The sequence below is a fragment of the Arthrobacter sp. LjRoot14 genome, assembly GCF_964253905.1.
Lineage (GTDB): Bacteria > Actinomycetota > Actinomycetes > Actinomycetales > Micrococcaceae > Arthrobacter.
The window spans coordinates 4,312,417-4,338,559 of record NZ_CAXURL020000001.1 but is presented as its reverse complement, the minus strand read 5'-3'; the positions used below and the strand labels follow the sequence as shown (position 1 = coordinate 4,338,559).

Here is a 26,143-nt window from a genome sequence, read left to right as displayed (position 1 = left end):
CGGCCTAGCTGGTAACGCGGTCTATCGACACGACTGCCAGGAAGCCCCGGCCCAGGATTTCCGGCGTGCCGGAGTCGGAGCCGACGACGGCGTCATAGCGGCCCAGCGTCTCCGGCTCGCCGGCAGCCGGGGCTGCTTCGGGTGCTTCGCCGTCGCCCGGGGTGTCGCCGCCGCCGGCGGTGCCGGGGCTGACGGTGGCCTGGCCCTGCAGCAGGATCCCGAGCTGGCCTTCGAAGACGGGGTGCGCGCGCTTCTTGGAGAGTTCGATGATGGATGTGTACCCCTTGAACGCCCCGTTCCGGGTAATCACGTTGAGGTCGCGGATGTCGCCCGTGGGAAGTGCGCCGGCGGTGTTGGCGTCGCCGGAGAACCGGAACGGCCGGTACTTCTCCAGCGGATGTTCGGCGCCGTCAACCGTCAGCAGGAGGAGTTCGCCTTCGATGACGGTGAGCACCCGGTCCATGCCGGGAAAAGCGGAGAACCCGCCGGCCTTGGACACCTCGGCGATGCTCACCCGCCAGTCCCACGCGCCGTCCTGGGCGGAGGCAGCCTTGGGATGGCTGGCCAGTTCGCGGGTGACCCCGCCCTTGTTGCGCCACGGTTCGGCCCTGAGTTCGGCATAGCGGATGATCTCCATCCGACCAGCCTAGCGGCCGGGGGCCGGACGGCGTCGGCACGGACGCGGGTGAAGGGGTGTCGGTGGGGGTTTCGCGGACTTGCTAACGTCAGGTGGAGGAATTACGGCAGGAGGAGCCAAGGATGTTCGTCAAGGTGTGCGGGTTGAGTACGCCGGAGTCGGTTCGGGAAGCGGCCGGCGCCGGTGCGGACGCCGTCGGCTTTGTCCTGACCAGGAGTCCGCGTGAGGTCACGCCCGCCCGCGCGCGGGAGCTTCTGGCCGACGTTCCGGCCGGCACCCCGGCCGTGGGCGTGTTCCGCCACGAGCCGGTGGCGGACGCTATCGCCGTCGCCCGCGACGCCGGCCTGGACTGGGTCCAGCTCCACGGGGACCGCACCCCGCAGGACGTCGAAGCAGCGCACGACGCCGGCATGAAGGTGATCAGGGCCGTCACCATGGGTGCCCCACCGGAAGCATTCGGCAGCTGGGGCGAGGAACTGCTGCTGATCGACGCCGCTGTTCCGGGCTCCGGCGAGGCCTGGGACTACGCCTCGGTACAGGCCAAGGGGCTGGCCGGCCGGAACTGGCTGCTGGCAGGGGGCCTCGACCCCGTTAACGTCGCCCGGGCCGCGAAGGAAGCCGGTGCATGGGGAGTGGATGTCTCCTCCGGCGTCGAAAGCTCGCGCGGGGTAAAGGACCTGGCGAAGATCCGGGCGTTCGTGCTGGCGGCGAAGGCGTAGCACCCTTCCGCCGGAGTGCACGGCGTCAGCCGGAATGGATGGCGCACGGTTCTTGTTGCCGCAGTCATGAAGCGCATCGGATTTCTTTCCTTCGGCCACTGGGGCAACGTTGAGGGGTCCCGTACCCGCACCGCCCGGGATGCGCTGCTGCAGGGCATCGACCTCGCCGTGGCAGCTGAGGAGCTGGGGATCGACGGCGCCTTCTTCCGGGTGCACCACTTTGCCCGGCAACAGGCCTCCCCGTTCCCCCTGCTGGCCGCCATCGCCGCCCGCACCAGCAGGATCGAAATGGGCACGGGCGTCATCGACATGCGGTACGAAAACCCGCTGTACATGGCCGAGGAAGCGTCCGCTACGGACCTGATCAGCGGCGGGAGGCTGCAGCTCGGGGTCAGCCGCGGTTCACCCGAGCCGGCCCGGGACGGAGCGGCAGTGTTCGGCCATGTTCCGGCCGACGGCGAGAGCCCGGCGGACATGGCACGCCGGCACACCGCAGTGTTCCGCCATGCCATCACCGGCGCCGGAGTGGCCGAAGGGGATCCGCGCTACGGCGGCGGACCCGGCAAGCTTCCAGTCCAGCCGAACTCGCCTGATCTTGGCCGCCGGATCTGGTGGGGTGCCGGATCCCGCGCCACCGCGGTGTGGACCGCGGAGCAGGGGATGAACCTGATGAGTTCCACGCTGCTGACCGAAGACACGGGTGTGCCGTTCGACGAGCTGCAGGCGGAGCAGATCAGCATGTTCCGTGCCGCCTGGGCCGGCGCAGGCCATCAGCACACGCCGCGGGTTTCGGTCAGCCGCAGCGTGCTGCCGATCGTGGACGAGGAGGACCGCCAGTACTTCGGGCTCAGCGCCCTAAGGGAAAAGCGGGACCAGGTGGGAATCATCGACGGGCTCGTGGCAAGGTTCGGGAAGAGCTACGTGGGCGAGCCTGAGGCGATCGCCGAGGAACTTGCGGCAGACGCCGCGGTGCAGGCTGCCGACACGTTGCTCCTCACCGTCCCCAACCAGCTGGGCGTGGACTTCAACGCCAAACTCCTGGGCACCGTTGCCCGCCACATCGCCCCCGCCATCGGCTGGCAGCCCAAGTGGTCCCCGGCCGCGGCAGCGGACGCGGTGCCGGGCGGGGAGGCTAGCCGTGGCTAAGGGTCTTCGCTAGCATTCAGCAGGGGAGCACCCCGAAGAACCCGGCGGGCCACGCCCGCCAACCGAGTCAAAGGAGACCCGTTGTGACTCTGCCCCAAGGTATTACCCCCGGCATCTGGACACTCGACATGTCCCACAGCGAAATCGGGTTCACGGTCCGCCATGCCGGCATCAGCAAAGTCCGCGGCCGCTTCACCGATGCCTCGGCCGATGCGCACGTGGGCACGTCCCTGGCTGCGTCCAGCCTGCACGCCACCGTCAAGACGGCGAGCTTCGACTCCGGCGATGCCAACCGTGATGCCCATGTGCGCGGGGCGGACTTCTTCGACGTCGAGCAGTTCCCTGAGATGACTTTCCGGGCCACCGGCATCGAAGGCGACGGCGAGGACTACACCGTCACCGGTGACCTCACCATCCGCGGTATCACCAAGCCTGTGGAACTCGAGGTGGAATTCACCGGCGTGGCTGTCGATCCGTTCGGTGCCACCAGGGCGGGATTCAGCGCCGAGGCCGAAATCAGCCGCAAGGAGTTCGGACTGACGTGGAACGCGGCCCTCGAAGCCGGCGGGCTGCTGGTCAGTGACAAGGTCAAGATCAACGTGGAGGCGGCCCTGGTCAAGCAGAGCTAGGCCGGAATCCCGTGGCCGTCCGGCGCAAGCCGGGCGGCCACGGCGGCTCAGGTCCGGGCCGGCTCAGGTCCATGGCATGCGGAGGACCAGGGAAAACAGGGTGGCGTAGTCGTAGCTCGTGGAACTGTTGGACATGAGCACGACTGCCCTGCCCCGTTCCGGGTAAAGGCGCATGATGTTCCAAAACCCCAGCCCCGTGCCGAAGTGCTCCACATAGGATCCGTGGGGCCCGTGGGAGTGTTTCCGGAACCAGCCTGCGGAGTGGTCAAACCCCTTTCCCCGGACATGGATTTGGCGCATTGCCCGGGCCGTGGATTCCTGCAGGATGCGGCTCCCGCCCGCCCCGCCGGCAGCCCCGGACACCGTGGTTCCGAAAGCCGAGGTTCCGGAAGCCGTGACCAGGCCGTCGTTGAGGTGCAGCCGCGCAAACCCGGCCGCGTCCAGCACTGTTCCCACCAGGCCCCCGTAGCCTGCGCCGTCAACCAGGAAAGGGTTCAGCGAAGAATAGTCGCCGTGCCGTGGCCCCAGCGTTCCGGGCGGGAGAATCTGTGCCAGCGCCGGTGCGAGCGGGCGGGGGAGCCGGACATAACCCGTGGCCGCCTGACGCCCTGGCGGATACGAGAAACCGGTTGAATCCATCCCCAGCGGGATGAGGATCTCGCGTTGGACATAGCTTGTGAACGGCTCGCCGGAGACCTGGCTGATGATCTGCGCCGCCACAAGGTAGCCGACGTTGGAGTAGTGTCCGGTGCCTCCCACCCGGTAGCGGAACGGCCTGCGCCGGGCCATCAGTTGCCGCAGCATCCGTTCCTGGTCCGGCCCCGGCGTGTCCGCCGGGTGAATCCACCTCACGGGCAGCGGATTGCCCAACCCCGCCGAATGGCTGAGCAGCTGCCATACGGTGGGCTGGGCCGGGCCGGGAGCGCGCAGCCAGGGCAGGTACTCATGGACTGGTGCGTGCAGGTCCAGGCGACCCTGATCGGACAGCCGGTGGGCGGCAGTGGCTGTCACCGGTTTCGTCATCGAAAACCACGGATAGGCCGTGTCCGCAGTTGCCGGCGTCAGTGCCGACACATCCGCATACCCTGTCCCGCCCGAATACAGCACGCGGTCCCGCGATACGACCGCCAAGGACATTCCCGGCACGCGGGCCCTCCCTGCTACATCAGCCAGGGCCGCCCGGAGCGCGGTCAGATCCATTTGTTGTGCCGGAAGGCCGCGTAGAGGATCACGCCCATGACCGCCATCAGGCCCAGCGCCATGGGGTAGCCAAAGACCCAGTCCAGCTCGGGCATGGTGCGGAAATTCATCCCGTAAATGGTGCCCACCAGGGTTGGGGCGAAGAGGATGGCAGCCCACGAGGAGATCCGTTTGACCTGCTCGCTCTGCGCGAAGCTGGATTCCGTGAGGCGCCGCATCTCATCGTTCTGCCTTTGCGCCACCAGCGCCGCGTTGACCGTGAGCGCGTTCTGCAGCAGGGCCCTGAAGGAGGCAGTCCTCTCGCCAAGGCGCAGGACGTGGTCCAGGACGTCGCGCAGGTGGTCCTGCAGTTCGGGGCCGGGCCGATGTTCCGGTGTTCCAGTGAGCAGGGCCTGCAGGATCCCCGCCAGGGGACTGGTGCCGCGCTGGAACATAATGACCTGGCGGGAAAGTTCGTATATCCGGCGTGACACGTCGGGGTCGCCGCCGAAGAGGTCATCCTCGATTTCGTCGATGTCGTTTTCCAGCCCGGCGGCCACCGGCTCGTATTCATCCACCACCTGGTCCAGGATGGCGTACAGCACGGCGTCCGGCCCCAGCGTCAGGAACTCGGGCTGCGATTCCATCCTGCGGCGGACGCGGGCAAGGTCCGGTGACTCGGCATGGCGGACGGTGACCACAAAGTCCGTGCCCACAAACACGTGGATCTCGCCGAACTCGACCTTTTCGACGTCGTCGAGATAGCGGGCCGGGCGAAGCACCAGGAACAGGGTTTCGCCGTAGTGCTCAAGTTTGGCCCGCTGGTGCCCGGTCAGGGCGTCCTCCACCGCCAGGTGGCTGAGTTCGAACTCGTCTGCCACGGAACGCAGTTCCTGCGAGTCCGGCCGGTACAGCCCGATCCAGGCCATCCCCTCACGCTGCCGCAGCAGGAAGTAGGTCTCCTCGAGCCCTTCCGGGTCGGTGGTCCGGCTGCCATTCACATAGACGGCATTGTCAACAATGGTCACGCTGCGCCTCCTTGTGCGGACCGTCCCTTGCTGTGACGTTAGCCCTTCACCGGGACGCTGCCAACAGTATGCGCCCGGGCCGCCGTGACGCCGTGACGGGGCAGCGTAAGGATTTCGTAAAGACCGGGTTAAGCCGGAATCGCACGGTGCTACGCTCCGTGATGCGTCGAACAACAGGCACGTTATAGAGGCACGGCGCCTGAAGCCCTTCGCATGCCCGCCGATGAGAGGATTTTCCAATGGCGGTACCGCTGAGAGGGTCGGCAAAAGCGGGCACGGACATCCGGCCCGGGGACAGCCGCATCAGGCGCCTGCTCCTGCACCCGGTCAGGTCGGTGCCGGTGGCATTCCTTGCCGTCATCATGCTGGGAGCCGGGCTGCTCCTGCTTCCCGCCTCGCATTACCCCACCGACTCCGACACAACGATGCCCGCCCTGTTCACCTCGGTTTCCGCCGTCTGCGTGACAGGGCTGATCACTGTGGACACGGCCACGTTCTGGACGCCCTTCGGCCAGGCAGTCATCCTCGGGCTGATCCAGGTGGGCGGCTTCGGCATCATGACGCTGGCAACCCTGCTCGCACTGCTGGTCCGCAAGAATCTCGGCCTCCGCGGGCAGCTCGTGGCGCAGTCCGAAACCCACACCTTGAACTTCGGCGACGTCCGGTCCGTGCTGGTGCGGGTCGCCAAAATCATGGCAACCATCGAGGGCAGCACGGCGGCGGTCCTGACGCTCCGGTTCTGGTTCGGGTATGACGCCAACCCGGCCACGGCACTGTGGCACGGCATCTTCCACGCAGTATCCGCTTTCAACAACGCAGGCTTTTCGCTCTACAGCGACAACCTCGTCGGGCTCGCTGAAGACCCGTGGATCATCATCCCCATCTGCGCGGCAGTGGTGGCCGGCGGCCTGGGTTTCCCGGTCATCATCGCCCTGATGGGGGACGGGTTCCGGTTCAAGGAGTGGACGGTCCACGTGCGGCTGACCGTCTACGGCACCCTCATGCTGCTCGCCGCCGGCTTCGTGCTCTTCGCCGCCTTCGAATGGAACCGGCCCGAAACCCTGGGGTCGCTCAGCACCGGCGGAAAGTTCCTCGGCGCACTGGCCGGCAGCGTGTTTCCGCGCACCGCGGGCTTCAACAGCATCGACTACGGGGCCGCCACGCCGGAAACCCTGATGGTCACCAACATCCTCATGTTCATCGGCGGCGGGAGCGCCGGGACCGCGGGCGGTATCAAGATCACCACCTTCCTGATCCTGGGATTCGCCATCTGGAACGAGGTGCGGGGCCGTGAGCAGGTCACCATCGCCCACCGGTCCATCAGTTCCTCGGCACAGCGCCAGGCGCTTTCCGTTGCCTTGCTGGGGGTTGCCGCGGTCATCGCGGGAACGCTCCTGCTCCTGATGTTCACCGACTACAGCCTCGAAAAGGTGCTCTTCGAATCCATTTCCGCCTTCGCCACAGTGGGGGTGAGTACCGGCATCACCTACCACCTGCCGGCCAGCGCGGAGTGGGTCCTGATGGCGCTGATGTTCATCGGCCGCATCGGGACCATCACTGTGGCCTCTGCCCTTGCCCTGTCTGCGCATCCGCGGCTCTACCACCTGCCCGAAGAGCGGCCGATCATCGGCTGAAGCTGCGTGGCCCGGAATTCAGGGCCCGGTCAGGGCAGTCCCCTACTTCCGATCACTCGCCCTCGGTGGACAATGGCTGTATGAAGACATTGCTCAACATCATTTGGCTGGTCTGCGGCGGGCTCTGGCTGGCGCTCGGGTACTTCTTCGCGGGGATCATCTGCTGCCTGCTCATCGTGACCATCCCCTGGGGCATCGCGTCCTTCCGGATTGCGTCCTACACGCTGTGGCCCTTCGGCCGCATGGTGGTGGACAAGCCGGGCGGCAACGGCGTGTTCTCACTGCTGGGCAACGTGATCTGGCTGGTGGTCGCAGGCATCTGGATCGCGATCGGCCACGTGGTGACCGCGTTTGCCATGGCCATCACCATCATCGGGATCCCGCTGGCCATCGCCAACCTGAAGCTCATCCCGGTTTCGCTGATGCCGCTCGGCAAGCAGATTGTTCCCTCCGACAGGCCGTTCGTCACCAGCTACCGCTAAACACCAGCTACCGCTAAGCCCGGCGGAACGCGCCGCCGTCGAGAAATGCGACGGCGGCGCTTCCGTTGAGTTCAGCAGCGATTTCCACGTCCTCCTGGTAGCCGCCGAAAACGAGCTCCCGTCCGCTGGAGGACTCCAGCAGCGTGCCACCAAGCCGTGGCTCCGCAGCCATGAACGCGTCCATCGCCCACTGCGCCTCCGGGGAGAACCCGCTCCGGCGGTGCTCTGGCAGCGCGGCCAGGAAGGCCCCCGCTCCCAACTGGTCCTCCAGCGCGGGCCGGAGCCCGCCGTCGGGCCATTTTTCCCCGGCCGCGATGACGGCGATCACCGCTGCGGGCGGAAGGTTCCGGGCCGCCCACTCGGCGGTCGCGCGGGCGTTGCGGAGGCATACCGCGGCCACCCGCGGTACTGTTCCCGCCAGGGAGTGGGCCAGCGCGGAGCCGTTGGGCGAGGGAAGCACCACCCTGTCCAGGGCCGGCGCGGAGCGCAGGCTGGCAGGGGAGAGGCTCACCCCGCTCCCGCCGCGCCGGCCGGCGAGGACCGCGTCCTGCGCCGCGGCGAAATCAGCGGCGGTGCCGTCCTTCCAGCGGTAGGGGAACACCTCGGCGCCGCGGTCCACGGCGACGCTCACGCACGTGGTGAAACACAGGACATCCACCACCACGGCCAGTTCGGCTCCTGGCGCCACGGCCATGGCGCCATCGGGACCCCATTCAAAGCGGACGGTAAACGGCAGTTGCCGGTGCGCGGCCTGGACCTCGCTCACGCGAGCTCGCCCGCCAGGTTTCGCCGGGCGGGGTCAAGCCAGAGCTCACGGCCGCGGGCCGTGTTGAAGAGCGGGTCCAGGTCCAGCAGGTGACGCACGACGGCGGCGCGTCCCGCCGCGAAGTCGGCGTCGCCGATGTGCGCGAAGTCTTCCCGGACGGCGCTGAGGTAGCGGCCGTAGGCCTTGGGTTCGCCGCCGAGAACCGACAGGTCCGCGTCGCAGAGGAGGGCGCCGTCGTCGTCCCCCGGTTCCGGACGGTGGTCGGCGGTGAGCCGGACCAGCCGCCCCACCTCGTACGCCTCATCCTCGGACAGTCCGGCGTGCAGGAGCCTGTCCTCGGCCAGCCGCGCCGATTCCTCCTCGTCCTGTCCGGCGATCCCGCGGTAGACGGCGTCGTGGAACCAGGCGGCGAGAACCACGGTGCGTGGCGGGTCGGCCGGCTCGGTGAGCACGTCCAGGGCCTCCAGGACGGACAGCAGGTGGGTGCGGCCGTGGTACTTCCGGTGTTCCTCGCCCCACCGGTCCAGCAGGTCCAGGAACAGGGCGTCGTGGCCGGGCAGCACGGCGTTCCAGCGGTTCAGCAACGGCACCTTGAGGGCCTTGCCGCGCTGGCGGGCAGGGATGCGGAGCCCGGAGGCAATCAGCTTGCGGACCAGGATCCTTGCCTCTACGGGGATGGCACCGGCCTCCACGAGCGAGTCGTACCTGGCCTCGGAGACGTCGTAATGGTCGCCGTCGAACGCCCGCTCCGGAATGCCGGCTGCCTCCGCGAAGCGGTGCAGCTCGTCGAGGGAGGTGTCCGAGATCAGGTGTGAAAAGTGGGTTCCGTGGGCTGGCCAGAGCGGCGGATCCAGGTAGATGGCCATGGGGGAAATTCTAGTGCCGCGTTTTCCTGCGCGCCGTTCGAACCGGTGACGCGTAAGCGGCCCCTGCGGGCCGTGCCGCTTCGACCGGCGGTCCACCGTGATGGACGCCGCCACGAACGCCCGCATCCGCACATCGACCCACACCTAAAACCCCGACGCGACCACTACTTCAAAACCTGACTACCGGGCGTCGGATGTCACTGACGTCTGTGATCGACACTTCCTACGCAGGGGCGGGCGGAATGTTCTGGTTGCCGCGGAACACGTTGTCCGGGTCGAAGTCGCGTTTTACCCGGGACAGCCGGTCGAAGTTTTCGTTCCCGAAGGCTGCGCGGACGCGGGCCTGGCCTTCGTCGCCGATGAAGTTCAGCCACACCCCGCCCGTGGCGTAGGGGGCGATGTCGTGACGGAAATGCTTCACCCACGCCCTGGCCTCTTCGCCCTCCTCCGGTGTTTCACCCAGGCCGAACGGGTGGCTGACCCAGCTGGCGTTGCGGTTTAGCAGCGGAGTGGCCGCCGCGGCCGGTCCGCCCACCGCACCTCCCCAGTGCGCAATCAGCTGCTGGGAGTGCTGGCCGGGCAGCCTGCGCGCGGAATCGATGATGACGTCCAGGGCGTCGTCGGAGAGTTCATTGTGGTAGTCGGCGCTCCAGTAGTTGTACATGCCCGGGGGATCGTCCAGCGAGCACTGGAAGTCGGCGTAATTCGTGTCTCCCAGCAGATCCACTGCGGGGTCCAGCGCACGGTACGGCCTGGCCCGTTCCGCGCCTTCGCCGGCGTCCCCGGCGTAGAGGTACACCACGGCAATAGCCATCTTCCCCACCATCTCCGCGGGAACAAACGGCTCAGGCGGGGCTGTCAGGTAGATGAGGGTTGCGCATTCCTCGTTGGGTGCCGCCAGGGCAAGTTCCCGGAAGCCGCGGCTGACGTCGGTGGCTGCGTCCCCCGGCCAGAGCATGAGCCCTGCATGGACCTTCGGGCCCAGTTCGTGGAGCCCGAACGTGAAGGAGGTGGCCACGCCGAAGTTGCCGCCTCCGCCGTGCAAAGCCCAGAACAGTTCACGGTTCTCCCGTGCGCTGGCGGTCACCTGGTCGCCGCCGGCAGTGACCAGGTCCACCGAGACGAGGTCGTCGCAGGCAAAGCCGAAGGCCCGCTCCAGCCAGCCGGAGCCGCCGCCCAGCGTGAAGCCGGCGAGCCCGGTGGTGGAGACGCGGCCGCCCGTCAGGGCCAGGCCGTGCTCCTGTGTTGCGCGGTCGAACTCACCGCAGGTGAGGCCCGCTCCGGCGGTGACCGTGCGGCTTTCCGGATCCACCCTGACCGATTTCATGGGGCGGACGTCCACCACCAGGCCGCCGTCGTTCATGGACATCCCGGCCACCGAGTGGCCGCCCGCGCGGACGGCCACGGGCAGTTCGTTGTCGCGCGCGTGCTGGAGGGCCCGGGCAACGTCGGCGGGGGTGCCGCATTGGGCAATGACGGCCGGGCGCCGGTCGATCATTGCGTTGAAAAGCTTCCGGGATTCGTATAGTCCGGACTGTCAGGCTTGATCCATTTCATGGCAACGCTCCTCGGCGCTGGCGGCTTCGCCCCCAGGAAAAATCGTACTGCGGCCGGGATTGGCGGGCTACGGCTGAGGCTTACAGAAGAGCGCGCAAACCATTACCGAACCGGATATGCGGATAAATCATGCTTTCAAAACCGCATATGAGGTAATAAGCTGGACAAATGCCCACCATACGCATTGCGGAAGCAGCCCGGTTCCTCGGTGTCAGCGACGATACCGTCCGCCGCTGGACCGAGAACGGAAGCCTCACTCCGGTGAAGGACGAATCCGGCCGCCTGGCCGTGGACGGTTTCGAGCTGGCGACACTGGCCCGCGAGCAGGCACAGCTGCCGGATGACCCCGCCCGGGTGGGCAGTTCGGCGCGCAACCGGTTCGTCGGCCTGGTCACGGGAATCACCGCGGACAAGGTCATGGCCCAGGTGGAACTGCAGTGCGGGCCATTCCGCGTCGTGTCCCTGATGAGCAGCGAAGCTGTCCGCGAGCTCGGCCTGGAGCTCGGTTCCGTGGCCACGGCCGTGGTCAAGGCCACCACCGTGATCATTGAAACGCCGCAGGGAAAGAGCATCGTGTGAACACCAGGAAACCGCGCGTTGCAGCACTGCTGACAGCGGCGGCGCTCACCGCAGGCCTTGCCGCTTGCGCTCCGTCAGCGTCGACGTCGGCCGGCCCTGCGGCCGGCGCATCCTCGGATACGGCCGGGCAGCTTTCCGGGACCATCACCGTTTTTGCGGCAGCTTCGCTCAAAGTCACCTTCACAACGCTCGCGGACGAGTTTGAGAAGAAGAACCCGGGCACCAAGGTGACACTCAGCTTCGCCGGTTCCTCGGACCTCGCCACGCAGATCAGCCAGGGTGCGCCCGCTGACGTGTTTGCCTCCGCAGACACCACGAACATGGCCAAGCTCGCCGACGCGGGACTCCTTGACGGCGCAGCGACGAACTTCGCCACTAATGTCCTGCAGATCGCGGTCCCGCCGTCCAACCCGGCGTCGATCGCTTCCTTCGCGGACCTGGCCAGGCCCGGCGTCAAAGTGGTGGTCTGCGCGGGCCAGGTCCCGTGCGGTGCCGCGGCGGACGCCGTTGAAAAGGCTGCCGGCGTCACGCTTGCCCCGGTCAGCGAGGAATCATCCGTCACCGACGTCCTGGGCAAAGTGACGTCGGGTGAGGCCGATGCCGGCCTAGTGTACGTCACCGACGTCAAGGCCGCTGGCACCAAGGCGAAGGGAATCCCGTTCGCGGAAGCCGGCAAGGCCGTCAACACCTATCCCATCGCCACCATAGGCGCCAGCAGGAACAAGCAACTGGCCGCAGCGTTCGTCGCCATGGTGGCCGGCGCCGACGGCAGGAAGACCCTCGCCGACGCGGGCTTCGGGGCTCCCTAAGGATGGACCGAGCCAACGTGAGCGGTTACCACGGTCTCCCGCGCTGGATCTATGCCATCGCAGCGGCAGGCGGACTTTTCGTTCTCCTGCCGCTGGCCGCGATGGCTGCCAAGGTCAACTGGCCCCAGTTCATCCCGCTGGTCACGTCCGAATCCTCCCTGACGGCCCTGGCGCTCAGCCTGCGGACCTCGGCCGCGAGCACCGTCTTGTGCATCGTCTTCGGAGTGCCGCTTGCCCTGGTGCTGGCCCGCTCGAGCTTCCGGGGCCAGCGGCTGCTGCGCGCCTTCGTGCTGCTGCCACTTGTGCTGCCGCCGGTGGTGGGCGGCATCGCGCTCCTGTACACCTTCGGCCGCCAGGGCCTGCTGGGCCGCAGCCTTGAGGCCGCCGGGATCCAGATTGCGTTTTCGACGACGGCGGTGGTGCTCGCGCAGACCTTCGTGGCACTGCCGTTCCTGGTGGTGAGTTTGGAAGGCGCACTGCGCACGGCCGGCGGACGGTACGAGGCAGTGGCGGCCACGCTCGGCGCCCGCCCCACCACTGTGCTGCGCCGCGTCACCGTGCCGCTGGTGCTGCCAGGCCTGGCCTCCGGCGCCGTGTTGTCCTTCGCCCGGAGCCTGGGCGAATTCGGTGCGACGCTCACCTTTGCCGGGAGCCTGCAGGGGGTGACCCGGACGCTGCCGCTGGAAATCTACCTGCAGCGGGAAACGGATGCCGATGCCGCCGTCGCGCTTTCCCTCGTCCTGGTGGCTGTCGCCGTGACAGTGGTGGGACTGACTTACCGGCGCCCGGGGCAGCAGAGCCAACGCAGTTCGCCGGCGGACAGCACCGCCAGCCGGCTGGGCGACGGGCGACCGGCCGATGGAAAACTGGACGGTGCCCGGTGAGCTTCCACATGCAGGCAACCGTGCGTGCCCGCGGGTTCGACGTCGGGCTGAGCCTCGCGCCGGGCGAAACCGTTGCGGTGCTCGGCCCCAACGGGGCCGGGAAATCGACCCTCCTCAACGTCATCGCCGGGCTGCTGCGGCCGGATACCGGCCGCGCCGAAATCGACGGAAAAGTGCTGTTCGACCTCGACGGCGGCGCCACCGCCTGGACTGCGCCGCACCACCGCGGCACGGCCCTGCTCGCGCAGGAACCGCTGCTGTTCCCGCACCTCAGCGCCTTGGAAAACGTGGCCTTTGGGCCCCGCAGCGCGGGGACGGGAAGGAAAGCGGCGCGGGAATCGGCCCGGAAATGGCTGGCCGATGTGGACGCGGCGGAACTGGAAGCCCGGCGCCCCGCCGAACTCTCCGGCGGCCAGGCCCAGCGCGTGGCCGTCGCACGGGCGCTCGCGGCCAACCCCGAAGTACTGCTGCTGGACGAGCCCATGGCCGCCCTGGACATCCACGCCGCCCCGCTGCTCCGCAGGCTGCTGAAGAAGGTCCTGGCCGGGCGCCGCGCCATCATCATCACCCACGACGTCCTTGACGCCCTGATGCTGGCCGACCGGGTGATCGTGCTCGAAGGGGGCCGAATCGCCGAGGAAGGGCCCACCCGGCCGGTCCTGCAGCGGCCCCGGAGCCGGTTCGCCGCCGGACTGGCCGGGCTCAACCTCATTCAAGGGACGCTGACCGCCACAGGGATCCGGACCGCGGAGGGCCGGGAAGTGGCCGGGCACCTGGACCAGGAATACCTCCCGGACGGTACCGGGGCGGCCGCCCTGGCCGGTCAGCCCGGCGTGGCAGCCTTCCGGCCGTCGGCCGTTTCCGTGTTCCTGACGGACGCGCACGGCAGTCCGCGGAACTCGTTCGCCGTCGCTGTCACCGACCTGGAGCAGCACGGGGACCAGATCCGGGTGCGCGCCGGCGGCATGTCGGCCGATATCACGCCTGCTGCCTCCGCGGACCTGGGACTGGCGCCGGGAATGACCGTCTACTTCGTCATCAAGGCGGCAGCGGTAGCCGTCTACCCGGCCTAGCAAACTCCCACAAACCGCCGCAAACGGCACCAAACGCGTGAGTAGTCTCATAAAACTTGGGGGTCCGCCGCACCGCGTTGATACCGTCGAAAGCCAAGCCAGACTCAATACGACCCCTGGCCCCCGCCTCCGCGCGCCACAGCGCGGCCGGGAGACCCGGCGTCTGGACCGCAGCCTCAAAAACTGAAATGGGACCAATGAGCCACAACTCCTCAGCGCACCCCGGCGCAGCGCCGGCAGCGGGCGCACCCTCACCGCCAAGCCAGTCCCCGGCGCAGGACGCCGCGCCGGAACGCACCACCCGGGTCAACAAGACCGTCTTTTTCGGCTCGGCCGCGGGCGTGGTGGGCATCGCGCTCTGGGCCATGCTCGCCAAGGACAACGCCGAGGCCGTCATCGGGTCCATGGTGGGCTGGGTGTCCACCAACATGGGCTGGTACTACTTCCTGATCGTCACGGCCGTGGTGGTTTTCGTCCTCGTGGCCGCGCTGTCACGGGTGGGCAAGACCAAGCTCGGACCGGACCATTCCAAGCCCCAGTTCGGCATGTTCACCTGGGCCGCCATGCTGTTCGCCGCCGGCATCGGGATCGACCTGATGTTCTTCTCCGTGTCCGAACCGGTCAGCCAGTACCTTGCCCCGCCGCAGGGCGAAGGCGGTACCGCTGAAGCCGCCCGGCAGGCCCTGGTCTGGACCCTGTTCCACTACGGCATCACCGGCTGGGCGCTCTACGCGCTGATGGGGCTGGCGCTTGGCTACTTCGCGTACCGCCACAATCTTCCGCTGAGCATCCGTTCCGCGCTGTACCCGATCTTCGGCAAGAAGATCGAGGGTCCGCTGGGGCATGCCGTGGACATCGCCGCCCTGCTCGGCACCATCTTCGGCATCGCCACTTCGCTGGGCATCGGCGTGGTCCAGCTCAACTACGGCCTGAACTTCATGTTCGGCATCCCGGAGAACCTCGCCGTGCAGATCGGCCTGATCGCCCTGTCCGTGGTGATGGCCACCGTCTCGGTGGTGTCCGGCGTCGAGAAGGGCATCCGGCGGCTGTCCGAACTCAACGTGATCCTGGCCGTGGCCCTGATGCTGTTCGTGCTGGTGACCGGCAAGACCAGCTTCCTGCTGGACGGCATCGTGCAGAACGTCGGCGACGTCATGAGCCGCTTCCCGGCCATGACCCTGGACACCTTCGCGTACGACCGGCCCACCGACTGGCTGAATGCCTGGACCCTGTTCTTCTGGGCCTGGTGGATCGCCTGGGCGCCGTTCGTCGGCCTGTTCCTGGCGCGCATCTCCCGCGGCCGCACGATCCGCCAGTTCGTGCTCGGCACCATGACTGTCCCGTTCCTCTTCATCCTGCTGTGGATCTCCGTGTTCGGGAACTCCAGCATCGACCTGATCATGAACGGCAACGCGGCCTTCGGCGAAGCCGCCATGAGCCACCCGGAGCGCGGCTTCTACAGCCTGCTGTCCCAGTACCCCGGCGTTCCGGTGACGGCCGCCGTCGCCACCTTCACGGGACTGCTGTTCTACGTGACCTCCGCGGACTCCGGAGCCCTGGTGATGGCCAACTTCACCTCGCACCTCAAGGACGCCGACGCCGACGGTCCCGAATGGATGCGCGTGTTCTGGGCGGTGGCAACCGGCCTGCTGACGCTCGCCATGCTGATGGTGGGCGGCGTGGCCACCCTGCAGAACGCCACGATTGTGATGGGCCTGCCGTTATCCCTGCTTCTGGTGTTCATCATGCTGGGGCTCTACAAAGCGCTGCGGGTGGAGAATTCGCTCAACGACAGCTACCGCGCCAGCCTTCCGGGCATCATCACGGGCCGTGCGGGCGAACAGCGCGGCGGCCGCAGCTGGCGGCAGCGCCTCACCCGCGCCATGAGCTATCCCGGCCGCCGGCAGACCACGCGGTTCGTCGAAACCGTGGCCGTGCCGGCGCTCCGGGAGGTCAGCGAGGAACTGAAGGCCCAGGGCGCAGAGACCGCGCTTTCGGTGTCCACCGTGGAATCCTGCGGGATCGACAGTGCGGACCTGCAGCTCGCCATGGGCGACGAGCGGCCCTTCAAGTACCAGATCTACCCGGTGCAGTACGAGACGCCGTCCTACGCCACCCGGCGGGCGGACCCGGACGACCACTACTACCGGATGGAAGTGTTCTCCCTCGAGGGCAGCCACGGCTACGACCTCATGGGCTACACAAAGGAACAGGTCATCACCGATGTCCTGGACCACTACGAACAGCACCTGGAATTCCTGCACCTGAACCGTGCAGCGCCGGGCAACACCGTCCTGGTCGAAGACCAGGTGGCCAAAGACAATTGGGAATCAGACTTCGAAACGCAGGAGGCAGCGAAATGACCACCGCAACGCTATTCATCGGCGGCACCTGGAGTGCAGCGTCCGACGGCGGCACCCGGGAAATCCGCTGCCCGGCCGACGGCGAACTGGCCGGCATCGTCTCCGAGGCCAACGCCTACGACGCTGTCCGCGCCGTGGCGGCTGCCCGGGCGGCGTTCGACGGCGGCGAATGGGCCGGCGTCCCCGCCCTGGAACGCGGGTCCTTCCTGCTGCGCGTCGCCGCGAGGCTGCGGGAGCGCAAGGACGAGTTCGCCCGCGCCGAAACGCTGGACACCGGCAAGCGCCTGGTGGAGAGCGAAATCGACATGGACGACATCGCCAACTGCTTCGAGTACTTCGGCAAGATCGCGGGCCAGGACTCCGGCCGGCTGGTCGATGCGGGCAGCAGCACCGTGGTCAGCCGGATCGAATACGAACCGGTGGGCGTCTGCGCGCTGATCGCACCCTGGAACTACCCGCTGCTGCAGGCCGCCTGGAAGATCGCCCCGGCGCTCGCGGCAGGCTGCAGCTTCGTGCTCAAGCCGAGCGAACTGACGCCCCACACCGCCATCCTGATGATGGAGGTGCTGGAAGAGCTGGGACTGCCGTCCGGCGTCGCCAACCTTGTCCTGGGCGACGGGAAAACCGTGGGTTCCGTGCTTTCCGGAAACCCGGACGTTGACCTCGTCTCCTTCACGGGCGGGCTCGAAACCGGCAAGACCATCGCCGCTTCGGCCGCCGCCACGGTCAAGAAGGTGGCGCTGGAGCTGGGCGGCAAGAACCCCAACATCATCTTCGCTGACGCCGACTTCGACGCCGCCCTGGACAACGCTCTCAACGCCGCCTTCGTGCACTCCGGTCAGGTCTGCTCGGCCGGCTCGCGCCTGATTGTCGAGGAATCCATTGCCGAACGGTTCGTGGACGAGCTGGTCCGCCGTGCGGAGCAGATCCGCCTGGGCGGCCCCTTCGATCCCGACGCCGAGACGGGGCCGCTGATCTCCGCTGCGCACCGCGACAAGGTGACCGCCTACGTGGACAAGGGCGTGGCCGAGGGCGCACGCCTGCGCTGCGGCGGGAAGTGGGGCGATGGCGAGCTCAAGAAGGGCTACTACTACCTGCCCACCGTCCTGGACCAGGTCACCAGCGGCATGTCCGTGCTCAAGGACGAAGCCTTCGGTCCGGTGGTCACGGTGGAAACCTTCAGCACCGAAGAAGAAGCCGTCCGGCTGGGCAATGACACCCACTACGGCCTGGCCGGCGCCGTCTGGACCCAGGACGCCGGCAAGAGCCAGCGTGTGGCCCGCAAGCTGCGCCACGGCACCATCTGGATCAACGATTTCCACCCCTACCTGCCGCAGGCGGAGTGGGGCGGCTTCGGCCAGTCCGGCGTCGGACGCGAACTCGGACCCACGGGCCTGGCCGAATACCAGGAAGCCAAGCACGTCTATCACAACATCGATCCGCAGGTGACGGGCTGGTTCGCGGACCACGGAGCAGCCGGGAACACAGGCGAGAACACAGTCACTGCAGAGGGGAACTAAGCGCATGACAGCACTGGACAAGACTGACTTCGACTACATCGTGATCGGCGGCGGGTCCGCCGGCGCGGCGGCGGCCTCCCGGCTGAGCGAGGACCCCTCGGTGGAGGTGGCACTCGTGGAAGCCGGCCCGGACGACCGCGGCGTGGACGCCATCCTCCAGCTGGACCGTTGGATGGAACTGCTGGAATCCGGCTACGACTGGGACTACCCCGTGGAGGAGCAGGAAAACGGCAACTCCTTCATGCGCCACGCCCGCGCCAAGGTGATGGGCGGCTGCTCCAGCCACAACTCCTGCATCGCTTTCTGGGCGCCCCGCGAGGACATCGACGAGTGGGAGCAGAAGTTCGGCGCCACCGGCTGGAACGCCGAGACGGCCTACCGCCTGTACAAGCACCTGGAGACCAACGAGGACGCCGGACCGGACGCGCCGCACCACGGCGACAGTGGCCCGGTCCACCTGATGAACGTACCGGCGGAGGACCCCTGCGGCCGCGCCTTGCTGGACGCCTGCGAGGAAACCGGGATTCCCCGGGTCCGCTTCAACTCCGGCGAAACCGTGATCAACGGCGCCAACTTCTTCCAGATCAACCGCCGCGCCGACGGCACCCGCTCGTCGTCGTCCGTGTCCTACATCCACCCCGTGGTGGACCGTCCCAACTTCACCCTGCTGACCGGGCTGCGGGCCCGCGAGCTGAAGTTCACGGCGGACAACCGCTGCACCGGCGTCGATGTCGTGGACAACTCCTTCGGTAAAACGCACACCCTGACCGCCCGGGCCGAGGTGATCCTGTCCGCCGGGGCCATCGATTCGCCCAAGCTGCTCATGCTGTCCGGGATCGGCCCGGCCGCACAGCTGGAAGAGTTCGGCATCCCGGTCCGCTCCGATTCCCCCGGGGTCGGCGAACACCTTCAGGACCACCCGGAAGGCGTCATCCAGTGGGAAGCCAGGAAGCCCATGCCGGAGACGTCCACACAGTGGTGGGAAATCGGGATCTTCACCACCACCGAAGAAGGCCTGGACCGGCCGGACCTGATGTTCCACTACGGCTCGGTGCCCTTCGACATGCACACGCTGCGGCAGGGCTTCCCGACGACGGACAACGGCTTCTGCCTGACGCCCAACGTCACGCACGCCAGGTCACGCGGAACGGTCCGGCTCCGCAGCCGCGACTACCGGGACAAGCCCAAGGTGGATCCGCGGTACTTCACCGATCCGCACGACATGCGCGTGATGGTTGCCGGCATCCGCAAGGCCCGCGAAATCGTGGCGCAGCCGGCCATGGCCGAATGGGCGGGCAAGGAGCTCTATCCCGGCGAGGCCATTCAGAGCGATGCGGAAATCACTGACTACATCCGCAAAACCCACAACACGGTCTACCACCCGGCGGGAACCGTGAGGATGGGCGCGTCGGACGACGTGATGTCCCCGCTGGACCCTGAACTGCGGGTCAAGGGCGTGACCGGACTGCGTGTTGCGGATGCCTCGGTGATGCCGGAGCTGACCACGGTGAACCCGAACATCACCACCATGATGATCGGGGAGCGCTGCGCGGAGCTGGTGAAGGCCGCGCGGGCACAGGCCTCCTAGGGCGTTTCGGATTCATTCTTTACGTCGCGCCGCACAGGGTGCTGGCTGGTGATGGACACGCGGTTGAACGCGTTCATGGTGATCACCAGCCAGCTCACCGCCGAATATTCGGCCGTGTTCAGGTGCTGCCGCGCGTAGGCGTCCTCCCGTTCACGGGTGTGGGCGTCCGGCAGGGTGGTGATGGACTCGGCCAATGCCAGGGCCGCGCGCTCCTTTTCCGTGAACAACGCGGTGTCCCGCCAGGCGGACAGCACGGCGAGGCGCTGCGTGGTTTCGCCTTTCTTCAGCGCATCGGCAACATGCATGTTCAGGCAGTAGGCGCAGCCGTTGATCTGCGAGATGCGGACGTTGAGCAGCTCCGTCAGCTCCCTGCTGATGCCGGCTTCGTCGGCGGCCTCCCGGGCCTTCAGGCCGAGTCCGTTCAGCGCACGCCAGACGGCCGGGCTTTCCTTGTCAATGAAGATGTGCTGGGTGGTGGGGTTGCCGGCATCATGAGTCTGGTCCATGGCTCCCAGAATACCCATCACGGCTTGACGGATTTTGTCATAGTCGTGACACAACCTCGATAGCGCTGTAGTGTTTTCACCGGACCGCTTGCCCGCCCCGCGGCGGGCGGCGGTCCACCAGAGAAGTTCCTGTATGTCGGGCCGTGCGCATGCCGTGCGCCGGCTCCCATGCCAGCCGAAGGGCGGTTCCTTGGGGGAGCCGCCCTCCTGCATGTCCGCCTGCGGGGCTAACGTTTCCCCGGCCGCAGTCCTACCATGTGAAAATGCGTTGTCGCCTGAGTTTCCAGGGCCGCCGCACCCTACGGGTGATGTTCGCCGTCGCGCTTCTCATTGCCCTGCCGTTGGCGCCGGCGTTCGGGTCGCGGGCCCCCGCTTCGCCAGCCTCCGCTTGGCCTGCTTGGGATCCGCCGGAGCCGGGCCCGGGCGGCACGAACATTGCCGGCGGCGAGGCCGTTGCCATGTCCGACGCCCCCTTCGCCGCCCAGATCGCCTACGACACCGCCGGTACCAGGGTGGGCTGCACGGGCAGCCAGATTTCAGCGGAGTGGGTGATTACTGCCAGGCACTGCGACTCTGCGCGACTTCAGTCGGTCCGCCTCGGCACCCCGTACCTGGGGGCCGGCGGTTCGGTGCGGACGGTCGCTGCCCGGTACCCTTCGACGGCGGGCGACGTGCTCCTGCTCAAACTCTCCACCCCGCACCCCGGACAATATGCCAGCCTGTCCCGAACCATCCCGGCGCCCGGCTCGGACGCGCGGGTATTCGGCTGGGGTGACCAGGCTGAGGGGTCGGGGGCCATGTCGTTCCAGCTCAAGGCTGCCGGTGCCACCGTGACGGGGCAGGGCTCGGACGCTTTTGGCGGTCTGTCGGTGCGGACGCGGTCCCGGACGGGGCACCCGCTGTCCGGTGACTCCGGAGGGCCCCTCATTGTCGGCGGGAAGCTGGTTGGCGTGCTGTCGACGTCGAGCGTCCTGCCGGGCGGCAACCCGTCCGGGTTCGCCGGCCTCTACAACGACCATGCCGCCGTCTCGCGCCACCTGGGCTGGATCGCGGTCATCACCGGCGTCACCCCGTCCTGACAGTCGGACGCCTTAGCTGCCGGTCCTGCCGGTGCCCGCCAGTGGGGGGCCGATCGCCCCTAGACAGCCATTTCGCCGTCGGCAAACATGGAGCGTAGGGCCCCTCTGCAAAGTTGAGTCATGTACACTCAACTTTAAGAGTTGATCTATCCCCGAAAGGAGCTCTCTTTGGACGCCAAGTTCACCACCAAGAGCCAGGAGGCTCTTTCGGCAGCAGCCATGAACGCCTCCACGGCAGGAAATCCCCAGGTTGAGCCTGCCCATCTGCTCAAGGCGCTGATGGACCAGCGCGAGGGCGTCGCCGTCGCGCTCCTCCGCGCCACCGGCGCCGATCCGGATGCCGTCAGCGTCCAGGCAAGCACCGCCATCAAAGCATTGCCGGCGTCGTCCGGCACCTCGGTGCAGCAGGCCCAGCTGTCCCGCACCGCCCTGCAGGCCATCAAGAACGCCCAGAACGAGGCGGACAAGCTGGGGGACACCTTTGTCTCCACCGAGCACCTGCTGCTCGGGCTCTCCGCCGGCAGTGACGCCGTCGGCAAGCTGATGCGCGACGCCGGTGCCTCCCATGAGGCCCTGCTCGCCGCCCTGCCGGGTGTCCGCGGGGACCGCAAGGTCACCAATGCCGATCCAGAGAACACCTTCCAGGCCCTGGAGAAGTTCGGCACGGACCTCACTGCGATCGCCCGCTCCGGCAAGCTGGACCCGGTGATCGGCCGCGACGCCGAGATCCGCCGCATCATCCAGGTGCTGAGCCGCCGCACCAAGAACAACCCGGTCATCATCGGCGAACCGGGCGTCGGCAAGACCGCCGTCGTCGAAGGCCTGGCCCAGCGGATCGTCGCCAACGACGTCCCGGAAAGCCTGCGCGGCAAGACCCTCATCGCCCTGGACCTCGCCTCGATGGTGGCCGGGGCCAAGTACCGCGGCGAGTTCGAGGAACGGCTGAAGGCCGTCCTGGAGGAGATCAAGAGCTCCGAAGGGCAGATCGTCACCTTCATCGACGAGCTCCACACCGTCGTGGGAGCAGGCGCCTCCGGTGACTCCTCCATGGACGCCGGCAACATGCTCAAGCCCATGCTGGCCCGCGGTGAGCTGCGCCTGATCGGAGCCACCACGCTGGACGAATACCGCGAGAACATCGAGAAGGACCCCGCACTGGAGCGGCGCTTCCAGCAGGTGTTCGTGGGTGAGCCGAGCGTGGACGACACCATCGGCATCCTCCGCGGCCTGAAGGAACGCTACGAGGCCCATCACAAGGTGTCCATCGCGGACTCCGCACTGGTCGCCGCAGCGACGCTGTCCAACCGCTACATCTCCGGCCGGCAGCTCCCGGACAAGGCGATCGACCTCGTGGATGAGGCGGCGTCACGGCTGCGCATGGAGATCGATTCCGCACCGGAGGAGATCGACCAGCTGCGCCGCCAGGTGGACCGGCTGACCATGGAGGAACTTGCCCTTGCCAATGAGAAGGACGCCGCGTCCGTGGAACGCCTGGCCGCGCTGCGGGCGGACATGGCGGACAAAAAGGAAGCGCTGTCTGCGCTGAACGCCCGCTGGGAAGCTGAGAAGGCCGGCCTCAACCACGTCGGTGACCTCAAGGCCCGGATCGACGAGCTGCGCTCGGCTGCGGAGAAGTACCAGCGCGAAGGAGACCTCGCGGCGGCCTCCCGTATCCTGTACGGCGAACTTCCCGCACTGGAACGCGAGCTGTCCGCTGCCGCCGAGGCGGAAGCCGCCCGGGTTGCCGGCGGTGGAGCCAAGCAGGAACTCATGGTGGCGGACGAAGTTACGGCCGGTGACATCGCCGAGGTGATTTCGGCGTGGACCGGCATCCCGGCCGGCCGCATGCTGCAGGGCGAGAGCCAGAAGCTGCTGCACATGGAGGAAGAGCTCGGCAAACGTCTGATCGGCCAGAAGAAGGCCGTCACTGCAGTGTCGGACGCCGTCCGGCGCGCCCGCGCGGGCATCAGCGATCCCAACCGGCCCACGGGCTCGTTCCTGTTCCTTGGACCCACCGGCGTGGGCAAGACCGAACTCGCCAAGGCCCTGGCGGAGTTCCTGTTCGACGACGAGCGCGCCATGGTGCGGATCGACATGTCCGAGTACGGCGAAAAGCACTCCGTCGCGCGGCTTGTCGGTGCCCCTCCGGGCTACGTGGGCTACGAGGAAGGCGGCCAGCTGACTGAAGCCGTCCGCCGTCGTCCGTATTCCGTGGTGCTGCTGGACGAAGTGGAGAAGGCCCACCCCGAGGTGTTCGACATCCTGTTGCAGGTGCTCGACGACGGCCGCCTCACCGACGGCCAGGGCCGCACCGTGGATTTCCGCAACGTTATCCTGGTGCTGACCTCGAACCTCGGCAGCCAGTTCCTGGTGGACCAGACACTGGATGCCAACGCAAAGCGCAGCGCCGTGATGGCCACCGTGAATGCGTCCTTCAAGCCGGAATTCCTGAACCGGCTGGACGAAGTGGTGCTGTTCGACGCCCTGGACGTCGAAGAGCTGGCCCGGATCGTGGAACTCCAGGTGGCTGAACTCGGCGGAAGGCTGCGCGAGCGCCGCCTGGACCTGGAAGTCACCGACGGCGCCCGCGCCTGGCTGGCCATGACCGGCTTCGATCCCGCCTACGGCGCCCGGCCGCTGCGCCGGCTGGTGCAGCGCGAGATCGGCGACCGGCTGGCCAAGGCCATCCTCGCCGGGGAAATCGCCGACGGCGACATTGTGCTGGTGGACACCGCGGCCGACGTCGACGAACTCACCATTGCCAGCCTGGGCGGACAGGAAGCGCCCGACGGCGGTGCCCTCGCCGGCAGCGGGCTGTCAGTGCGGCGGAAGGGCTAGCAGCGCTAGGGCGGGTGGAGGCGGTCAGGGGCGGTCCTAGGGGAGCAGGGATTCCATGATGATGTTGCCCTTGTCCGCCGTGACGTAGCAATCCACCCGCCGGTCGCCCTTCTCCCAGCTGGTGTCGCTCGGGTAGGCGTTGCGCTGCATGAGGACGTAGTTTGCCACGGCGTCGGTGAGGCCGGCGTCCTGGCAGATCTCGCGGCCCTTTTGCCGCAGCGCGGCGATGCCCGGATAGGAGTCCGATTCCGGGTACCGGTACAGGGCGACCAGCTGGGCCGAGTGGCCCGTGGTGCAGGCCACCACCCGGGATTCCGTGGCTTCGGGATCGAAGTTCTCGAAGCAGTCGCCCAGCTGGTAGTCCAGGGCGCTCACGCCGTCCTGGGGAAGCTGGCTCCGGGTTGCCGGCGCCGACTGGGACGTTTCCGGGGCGGCCGGGGCCGGGTCCTGGCCGGCGGCCTGCTCGTTTGCGCTGGCGATCAGGGTGGCCAACCACCAGATGAAGAGGCCCAGCAGTACAAGTCCGGCCACCACGAAGCCGGCTTTGAACAAGGTCTGTTTTTGCTCGGAGGCCTGCTCTGCGGTTCTCCTGGTGTTGCTGCTGGTCGGCGGCCTGGCAGGCGGAGGCGGCACCACGGGCGGCGTTCCGGCGCCCGGGGATGTCTTGCGGTTCCCGTCGCTGGTGTCCGTTGCGTTCTCGTCATTCACGTGAAGATTCACCCTTCCCGGCGTCTTTTTCCCCGCCTTGGGCCGTGGCTGCGGCCGCCGGCGGGGAGTCGCTCAAACGACTCTACCGAAGAAAAACCGAGGGCCGCAGAAGGCCCGGACCTGCGTAAACGTGGCTGCTGTCCGCCGGGGGCCCGTTCCGGGGAGCAGTTACCGCTGAAAGCATGTAATCTAGGTGTACGACAAATTGACCAAACATTCCGGGGCCTCACTAACGCCAATGGTGACCACCTCCGGTCCGAGTACAAAAGGGGGTCACGCCATGGGGCGCGGCCGTCAAAAGGCAAAAGCTACCAAGCAGGCTCGGGATATTAAGTACTATTCCCCGAACACTGACTACACTGCTCTTCAGCGCGAGCTCAAGAGCTCCGAGGGTCGTGCACCGAGCCGTTTCTCGAGTGAGCCGGTAGAGCCGGATTATTCGGCCTATGTGGATAAGTACGCGGATGATTTGGAAGAAGACGACGACGAGGTTGACACCCGTCGAATCGGTTAGTTGTCGCCCGCTGAACCTGCCGTAAGGCACTCAGCGGCGTGCCGCCGTCGTTCATTCACCACAGTGATCCGTACGATGCTTCGGCTCTTCTTTCCCAGCACCCCCGGGTGCTGACCTCAGATATCAGGCCCGTCAGGGCGCGCCGTCTTCCGGTGTGCCCTGACGGGCCTTTCTGCTGTGCGCCTACACTGTTGGGGTCGAAGGGAAACAATTTTATGACCGAGCGCAGCACGTACGACGCGGGCGAGATCTGCTGGACGGACCTGCAGGCCAAGGATGTGGAAGCCGCCAAGTCCTTCTACGCAAGCGTGTTCGGATGGCGCTTCGAGGACCTGCCCACACCGGACGGGCGGAGCTATTCGAAGGCTTACCTGGGCCATGACCTCATCACCGTCATTGCGCCGCAGAATCCCCTCCAGGAGGCATCCGGGACCGCCGCGCAGTGGAACATCTACTTTGCCGCGGGTGACGCCGGCGCCATAGCCGAGGAAACCCCGCACGCGGGCGGCACACTGGAGTTCGGGCCCGAGGACGTGGGGGACACCGGTGTGATGGTGTTCGTTGCGCCGCCCGGGGGCGGCACCACCGGGGTGTGGCAGCCGGGAACGCATACCGGCACCGCCCGGTACAACCAGGCCGGGGCGCTGGCCTGGGCTGAACTGCTGACTCCCGAACCGCAGGCAGCTGTCGCGTTCTTCCAGCAGCTGTTCGGGCACGATGTCACCGAATACCCGCAGGACGACGGCGGGACGTACACCACGCTGATGGTGCACGGCGCGGAGGTGGCCGGCATTGCCAGGGTTCCCGGCGATGCCCAGGACACGCTCGAACCCGGCTGGCAGGTGTACTTCGGCGTATCAGACGTCGCGGAAGCGGTGGCAGCTGCGGTGGCGGCAGGCGGCGTGGTCCTCGTTGAGCCGGACGACATCGACGAGGCCGGAACCATCGCCACACTGAGAGACCCCCAGGGCGGGGTATTCAGCGTGCTGGAGGTTTAGCCGCCGTGCGCCTAAACGCCGAGTGCCCCGCAACTGCCGTT

Annotated in this window: 24 protein-coding genes; 16 read left to right on the top strand and 8 right to left on the bottom strand. The window is 67.4% G+C overall.

Annotation, left to right across the window (positions count from 1 at the left end):
• Positions 1-4: 4 nt before the first annotated feature.
• The gene (locus ACSQ12_RS19660; protein ID WP_436066588.1) at positions 5-637 is read right to left on the bottom strand and encodes a HutD/Ves family protein; all 633 of its coding nucleotides are present in this window, start codon (positions 635-637) and stop codon (positions 5-7) included.
• A 122-nt stretch (positions 638-759) separates the two neighbouring features.
• On the opposite strand from ACSQ12_RS19660, the gene ACSQ12_RS19655 reads away from it, so the two are divergent.
• From ACSQ12_RS19655 to ACSQ12_RS19645, 3 genes are all read left to right on the top strand, one after another.
• On the top strand, positions 760-1,356 hold the full coding sequence (locus ACSQ12_RS19655) for a phosphoribosylanthranilate isomerase (protein ID WP_436066587.1): 597 nt from the start codon (positions 760-762) through the stop codon (positions 1,354-1,356).
• 66 nt (positions 1,357-1,422) lie between these two features.
• A complete protein-coding gene (locus ACSQ12_RS19650; protein ID WP_436066586.1) occupies positions 1,423-2,502 on the top strand; it encodes an LLM class flavin-dependent oxidoreductase in 1,080 nt (359 codons plus the stop codon).
• A gap of 83 nt (positions 2,503-2,585) precedes the next feature.
• Positions 2,586-3,131 (top strand): YceI family protein, encoded by a 546-nt coding sequence (locus ACSQ12_RS19645; RefSeq protein ID WP_436066585.1) that lies wholly within the window; start codon positions 2,586-2,588, stop codon positions 3,129-3,131.
• Positions 3,132-3,194: 63 nt separating this feature from the next.
• Here ACSQ12_RS19645 and ACSQ12_RS19640 read toward each other — a convergent pair whose 3' ends face one another.
• Entirely contained in the window at positions 3,195-4,331 is a 1,137-nt protein-coding gene (locus ACSQ12_RS19640; protein WP_436066584.1) for a serine hydrolase domain-containing protein, read from the bottom strand.
• Positions 4,322-5,338, bottom strand: coding sequence for a magnesium and cobalt transport protein CorA (locus tag ACSQ12_RS19635; protein ID WP_436066583.1), 1,017 nt, complete (start codon positions 5,336-5,338; stop codon positions 4,322-4,324). The genes ACSQ12_RS19640 and ACSQ12_RS19635 overlap by 10 nt, the downstream gene beginning before the upstream one ends.
• A gap of 239 nt (positions 5,339-5,577) precedes the next feature.
• Between ACSQ12_RS19635 and ACSQ12_RS19630 the strand changes: the two genes are divergently transcribed.
• On the top strand, positions 5,578-6,972 hold the full coding sequence (locus ACSQ12_RS19630; protein WP_436066582.1) for a TrkH family potassium uptake protein: 1,395 nt from the start codon (positions 5,578-5,580) through the stop codon (positions 6,970-6,972).
• 80 nt (positions 6,973-7,052) lie between these two features.
• Positions 7,053-7,454, top strand: coding sequence for a YccF domain-containing protein (locus tag ACSQ12_RS19625; protein ID WP_011693578.1), 402 nt, complete (start codon positions 7,053-7,055; stop codon positions 7,452-7,454).
• Positions 7,455-7,467: 13 nt separating this feature from the next.
• Here ACSQ12_RS19625 and ACSQ12_RS19620 read toward each other — a convergent pair whose 3' ends face one another.
• From ACSQ12_RS19620 to ACSQ12_RS19610, 3 genes are all read right to left on the bottom strand, one after another.
• The gene (locus ACSQ12_RS19620) at positions 7,468-8,220 is read right to left on the bottom strand and encodes a 2-phosphosulfolactate phosphatase (protein ID WP_436066581.1); all 753 of its coding nucleotides are present in this window, start codon (positions 8,218-8,220) and stop codon (positions 7,468-7,470) included.
• Entirely contained in the window at positions 8,217-9,086 is an 870-nt protein-coding gene (locus ACSQ12_RS19615) for a DUF4031 domain-containing protein (RefSeq protein ID WP_436066580.1), read from the bottom strand. Before ACSQ12_RS19615 ends, ACSQ12_RS19620 begins: the two co-directional genes overlap by 4 nt.
• A 223-nt stretch (positions 9,087-9,309) precedes the next feature.
• Positions 9,310-10,584: an FAD-binding oxidoreductase gene (locus ACSQ12_RS19610; protein ID WP_436066579.1), complete on the bottom strand. Its 1,275-nt coding sequence runs from the start codon at positions 10,582-10,584 to the stop codon at positions 9,310-9,312.
• Between the two features lie 227 nt (positions 10,585-10,811).
• Here ACSQ12_RS19610 and ACSQ12_RS19605 point away from each other — a divergent pair, with 227 nt between their 5' ends.
• The 7 genes from ACSQ12_RS19605 to ACSQ12_RS19575 all read left to right on the top strand — a co-directional run bounded on the left by ACSQ12_RS19605 (position 10,812) and on the right by ACSQ12_RS19575 (position 19,459).
• A complete protein-coding gene (locus ACSQ12_RS19605) occupies positions 10,812-11,222 on the top strand; it encodes a TOBE domain-containing protein (RefSeq protein ID WP_209742180.1) in 411 nt (136 codons plus the stop codon).
• On the top strand, positions 11,219-12,031 hold the full coding sequence (gene modA / locus ACSQ12_RS19600) for a molybdate ABC transporter substrate-binding protein (protein WP_436066578.1): 813 nt from the start codon (positions 11,219-11,221) through the stop codon (positions 12,029-12,031). Before ACSQ12_RS19605 ends, modA begins: the two co-directional genes overlap by 4 nt.
• A gap of 2 nt (positions 12,032-12,033) precedes the next feature.
• Entirely contained in the window at positions 12,034-12,915 is an 882-nt protein-coding gene (locus tag ACSQ12_RS19595; RefSeq protein ID WP_436066577.1) for an ABC transporter permease, read from the top strand.
• On the top strand, positions 12,912-13,988 hold the full coding sequence (locus tag ACSQ12_RS19590; protein ID WP_436066576.1) for a sulfate/molybdate ABC transporter ATP-binding protein: 1,077 nt from the start codon (positions 12,912-12,914) through the stop codon (positions 13,986-13,988). Before ACSQ12_RS19595 ends, ACSQ12_RS19590 begins: the two co-directional genes overlap by 4 nt.
• Before the next feature lie 188 nt (positions 13,989-14,176).
• Positions 14,177-16,351 carry a choline BCCT transporter BetT gene (gene betT / locus ACSQ12_RS19585; RefSeq protein ID WP_436066575.1) on the top strand — a complete coding sequence of 725 codons (2,175 nt, stop codon included), beginning with the start codon at positions 14,177-14,179 and terminating at the stop codon, positions 16,349-16,351.
• The gene (locus ACSQ12_RS19580) at positions 16,348-17,871 is read left to right on the top strand and encodes an aldehyde dehydrogenase family protein (protein ID WP_209742185.1); all 1,524 of its coding nucleotides are present in this window, start codon (positions 16,348-16,350) and stop codon (positions 17,869-17,871) included. Before betT ends, ACSQ12_RS19580 begins: the two co-directional genes overlap by 4 nt.
• Positions 17,872-17,875: 4 nt before the next feature.
• A complete protein-coding gene (locus ACSQ12_RS19575; RefSeq protein WP_209742186.1) occupies positions 17,876-19,459 on the top strand; it encodes a GMC family oxidoreductase in 1,584 nt (527 codons plus the stop codon).
• Here the strand turns inward: ACSQ12_RS19575 and ACSQ12_RS19570 are convergent.
• Positions 19,456-19,965: a carboxymuconolactone decarboxylase family protein gene (locus ACSQ12_RS19570; protein WP_209742187.1), complete on the bottom strand. Its 510-nt coding sequence runs from the start codon at positions 19,963-19,965 to the stop codon at positions 19,456-19,458. The two genes, ACSQ12_RS19575 and ACSQ12_RS19570, sit on opposite strands and share 4 nt — an antisense overlap.
• Positions 19,966-20,228: 263 nt before the next feature.
• Between ACSQ12_RS19570 and ACSQ12_RS19565 the strand changes: the two genes are divergently transcribed.
• A complete protein-coding gene (locus ACSQ12_RS19565) occupies positions 20,229-21,044 on the top strand; it encodes a S1 family peptidase (RefSeq protein WP_436066574.1) in 816 nt (271 codons plus the stop codon).
• 168 nt (positions 21,045-21,212) lie between these two features.
• On the top strand, positions 21,213-23,882 hold the full coding sequence (gene clpB, locus ACSQ12_RS19560; protein WP_436066573.1) for an ATP-dependent chaperone ClpB: 2,670 nt from the start codon (positions 21,213-21,215) through the stop codon (positions 23,880-23,882).
• A 36-nt stretch (positions 23,883-23,918) separates the two neighbouring features.
• Here clpB and ACSQ12_RS19555 read toward each other — a convergent pair whose 3' ends face one another.
• Positions 23,919-24,590, bottom strand: a complete 672-nt coding sequence (locus ACSQ12_RS19555) for a septum formation family protein (protein ID WP_436066572.1) — start codon at positions 24,588-24,590, stop codon at positions 23,919-23,921.
• 280 nt (positions 24,591-24,870) lie between these two features.
• Between ACSQ12_RS19555 and ACSQ12_RS19550 the strand changes: the two genes are divergently transcribed.
• Complete coding sequence (locus ACSQ12_RS19550) at positions 24,871-25,104, top strand: DUF3073 domain-containing protein (protein ID WP_209748114.1); 234 nt, start codon at positions 24,871-24,873, stop codon at positions 25,102-25,104.
• A 215-nt stretch (positions 25,105-25,319) separates the two neighbouring features.
• On the top strand, positions 25,320-26,102 hold the full coding sequence (locus ACSQ12_RS19545) for a VOC family protein (RefSeq protein WP_436066571.1): 783 nt from the start codon (positions 25,320-25,322) through the stop codon (positions 26,100-26,102).
• The last annotated feature ends 41 nt before the right edge of the window (positions 26,103-26,143 follow it).